The following is a 3,310-nucleotide window of genomic DNA, read 5'->3' on the forward strand; positions in this document are numbered from 1 at the left end:
TAAAAACGACGAGGCCCCCGGATCCTGGGATCCGGGCGCTTCTGCGTTGTTCGGGGTCAGAGAGCGAGCGAGGCGGCGCCGATGATGCCGGCGTTGTTCGCGTGGGTGGCGACCCGGAGATCCGCACGCGTCTTGATGAGCGGAAGGAACTTCTCGGGGTTCTTCGAGACGCCGCCGCCGACGAGGATCAGGTCGGGGGAGAAGAGGAACTCCAGGTGGTCGTAGAACTCCTGCAGGCGCGCGGCCCACTCCTCCCACGACAGATTCTCGCGCTCACGGGCGGAGGTCGCGGCATACTTCTCGATCGAGTCGCCGTTCCACTGCAGGTGCCCGAGCTCGGCGTTCGGCACGAGCTTGCCGTCGAACAGGAGAGCACCGCCGATGCCCGTGCCGAGGGTGGTCAGGATGGTCAGACCGGGCTGGTCCTTCGCGCCGCCGAAGCGCAGCTCGGCGAGCCCCGCGGCGTCCGCGTCGTTGACGAAGTGGATCGGCTTGCCCAAGCCCTCCTCGAAGAACGCGTCGGCCTCGAAGTCGATCCACTTCTTCGACACGTTCGCGGCGGACAGCGTCCGGCCGTTCTTCACGATGGTCGGGAAGCAGATACCCACCGAGAGGTCGGCGGCGTCCGGTCCGAGCTTCTCGATCAGCTCTTTGACCGTCGCCAGGACGTCCTTCGGCTTCGCACCTTCGGGGGTCGGGATCCGGACGCGATCGCTTGCCATCTCGCCCTTGACGAGATCCACGATCCCGGCCTTCATGCCGGTGCCGCCGATGTCGATTCCGACGGCCCGTTCCACGCTGTTCGCCATGCGCTCAGCCTATTGGAGCACGAGCCGTGCTCATGAACGCAGCGGGTGCCCACAGCGCCGTCGCACTGAAACGAAAGACGCCGACCCCGAAGGGCCGGCGTCGTCGTGGGAAGGTCGGATCAGGCCGACTTCGCGCGGGTGTCCTCGCCGGCGCCGCGACGGGCGCGGACGAACTCGAGACGCTCCGCGAGGATCTCCTCGAGCTCCGGAAGGGTCCGGCGCTCGAGCAGCATGTCCCAGTGCGTGCGCGGAGCCTTGTCGCCGCTGTGGTCGACCTCGACGGTGCCGCCGTCGACCTTGAGAAGCGCCTCGCCACCGCAGCCACGGCACTCCCAGGTCTCGGGAGCCTCGGCATCGGCAGCGAAGGTGAGCGTGGTGTCACGGTCGCACGACGCACAGTGGTACGTGTACTGGGTGCGCTCCATGAAGACGACGCCCTCCTCGCTCTGGAGGCTCTGGGCGCCGAGTCGGATTCCGCGAAGGCTGCGATCTGCCATTGTGTGGTCCTCTCGTCAGGTGTCAGGTATAACGCTCCCGCCTGTGCACATCATCCGAACAACGGGCGGGGAACCGCCTTTCCCAGCCGAATCCCAGCGTGATGAACGATGGGCGGGGTTCAGCGCGTGAGCGTCTGGAGCGCGACGTCGGCGCGGTCCGTCACGATGCCGTCGACGCCCAGCGCCACCAGTTCGCGCATGCGCTGCGGATCGTTGATCGTCCACACGTGAACCTCGACGCCCGCCTCATGCGCCCACCGGATCAGCCGGGGCGTGAGAACGCGGACGGGGCCCCGGCGCTCGGGGATCTGCAGGGCGTCCAACCCGGTCAGCAGCCGCATGGCGACGGGCCGGAGACCCGCGCCCACCGCGGCGACGAGCCGCACCATGGTGCGCGAGCCCGGCGACGTTGCGGGCCGGGACGGGCTCGCCGCGCGCAGCGCGGTCAGCCGCCGTTCATCCGAGAAGCTCGTCACGAGCACGCGGTGGGCGTGCTCGGCCACGAGCCATCCGACGCCCACCGCGGCCGAATCCGCCTTCACATCGAGGTTGAAGCGCGTCTCCGGAAAGGACTCGAGCGCCTGAGTCAGGGTCGCGACCCCGCCCCGGCCCTCCATCTGCTGCTCGAGCTCGCGCAGCGTCACGTCGGCGATCGCGCGGGGATCACCCGTGACCCGCTCGAGCGTGTCGTCGTGGAACAGCACGACGTGCCCGTCGGCCGTCAGGTGGCAGTCGGATTCGACGTACGCGGCCCCGGCGGCGTGGGCCGCCGCGATCGCCGCGAAGGAGTTCTCCTCGATGTGCTGATCCGGCAGCGCGAGACCGCGGTGAGCGAGCACACGCGGGTGCGCCGCCCCCCGCAGGTACGGATGCGTCACGCGCGGTCAGTGGGAGCAGCGCCCCGGCCGAAGCCACCGGCGATGCCCTTGAGCGCCTCGGTCAGCTCGCTGGGGATGATCCAGAGCTTGCTCGACTGGCTCTCGGCGAGCTTCGGGAGCGTCTGCAGGTACTGGTACGCAAGCAGCCGGTCATCCGGCGCGCCGGCATGGATCGCGTTGAAGACGTTCTGGATCGCCTCCGACTCGCCCTGAGCGCGCAGCACCTGCGCCTGCTTGTCGCCCTCGGCCTTGAGGATCTCCGCCTGCCGCGCACCCTCGGCCACGAGGATCTGCGACTGCTTCTGTCCCTCGGCGGTCAGGATCGCCGCGCGCCGGTCGCGCTCGGCGCGCATCTGCTTCTCCATCGCATCACGCAGCGTGGGCGGCGGATCGATCGCCTTGATCTCGACGCGGCCCACCTTGATTCCCCACTGGCCCGTCGCCTCGTCCAGCGTGGCGCTGAGCTTGGCGTTGATGAGGTCGCGGCTGACGAGGGCCTCTTCGAGGTTCAGCCCGCCCACCACGTTGCGCAACGTGGTGATCGAGAGCTGCTCGACAGCGCCCAGGTAGTTGGCGATCTCATACGTCGCGGCGCGAGGATCCGTCACGCGGAAGTAGACGACGACGTCGACAGCCACCGAGAGGTTGTCCTCGGTGATGACCTGCTGCGGGGGGAACGATACGACCTGCTCGCGCAGATCCACACGCGACCGCGTGCGGTCGAAGATGGGCACGAGCAGGTGCGGCCCACCGTAGAGGGTGCGGTGGTAGCGACCGAGGCGCTCGATGATGAACGCCTCGCTCTGCGGCACGATGCGGATCGCCTGCACGAGCACCGTGATCACGAAGACCACGACCGCGATGGCGAGGATCCACAGCAGGATCGGTCCGATGGCGTCCATGGGTCAGCCCTCCTGAGACGATGTGGTCGCGGGCGCGACGATGGCGGTGGCGCCTTGGATGGCGCGCACGACGATGGGGGTGTGCGGGGGCAGGTCGCCGCCGTCCTGCACGCGGGCGGTCCACGAGTCGCCGTTGGTCAGCTTGACGCGGCCGCCCAGTGCCGAGACGGTCTCGGTGACCACGCCGGCGAGACCGATCAGACGGTCGACGTTGAACTTCTCCG

5 protein-coding genes are annotated in these 3,310 nt (G+C 68.8%); all 5 read right to left on the reverse strand.

The features are described 5' to 3' along the window. Positions 1-56: 56 nt before the first annotated feature. Positions 57-809, reverse strand: coding sequence for a polyphosphate--glucose phosphotransferase (gene ppgK, locus RIF89_RS10590; protein WP_309069075.1), 753 nt, complete (start codon positions 807-809; stop codon positions 57-59). A gap of 119 nt (positions 810-928) precedes the next feature. Beyond that, a complete protein-coding gene (locus RIF89_RS10595; RefSeq protein WP_309069076.1) occupies positions 929-1,306 on the reverse strand; it encodes an RNA polymerase-binding protein RbpA in 378 nt (125 codons plus the stop codon). Positions 1,307-1,425: 119 nt separating this feature from the next. Further along, positions 1,426-2,184: a glycerophosphodiester phosphodiesterase family protein gene (locus tag RIF89_RS10600; protein ID WP_309069077.1), complete on the reverse strand. Its 759-nt coding sequence runs from the start codon at positions 2,182-2,184 to the stop codon at positions 1,426-1,428. Further along, positions 2,181-3,086, reverse strand: a complete 906-nt coding sequence (locus RIF89_RS10605; RefSeq protein ID WP_309069078.1) for an SPFH domain-containing protein — start codon at positions 3,084-3,086, stop codon at positions 2,181-2,183. Before RIF89_RS10605 ends, RIF89_RS10600 begins: the two co-directional genes overlap by 4 nt. A gap of 3 nt (positions 3,087-3,089) precedes the next feature. After that, a partial coding sequence (locus RIF89_RS10610) for an NfeD family protein (RefSeq protein WP_309069079.1) occupies positions 3,090-3,310 on the reverse strand: 221 nt, incomplete at its 5' end.

It is taken from the genome of Microbacterium sp. (assembly GCF_031178525.1).
Classification (GTDB): Bacteria; Actinomycetota; Actinomycetes; order Actinomycetales; family Microbacteriaceae; genus Microbacterium.

Coding starts and splice junctions, on each gene's coding strand:
- ppgK (WP_309069075.1), bottom strand. CDS start 809: ATGGCGAACAGCGTGGAACGGGCCGTCGGAATCGACATCGGCGGCACC.
- RIF89_RS10595 (WP_309069076.1), bottom strand. CDS start 1,306: ATGGCAGATCGCAGCCTTCGCGGAATCCGACTCGGCGCCCAGAGCCTC.
- RIF89_RS10605 (WP_309069078.1), bottom strand. CDS start 3,086: ATGGACGCCATCGGACCGATCCTGCTGTGGATCCTCGCCATCGCGGTC.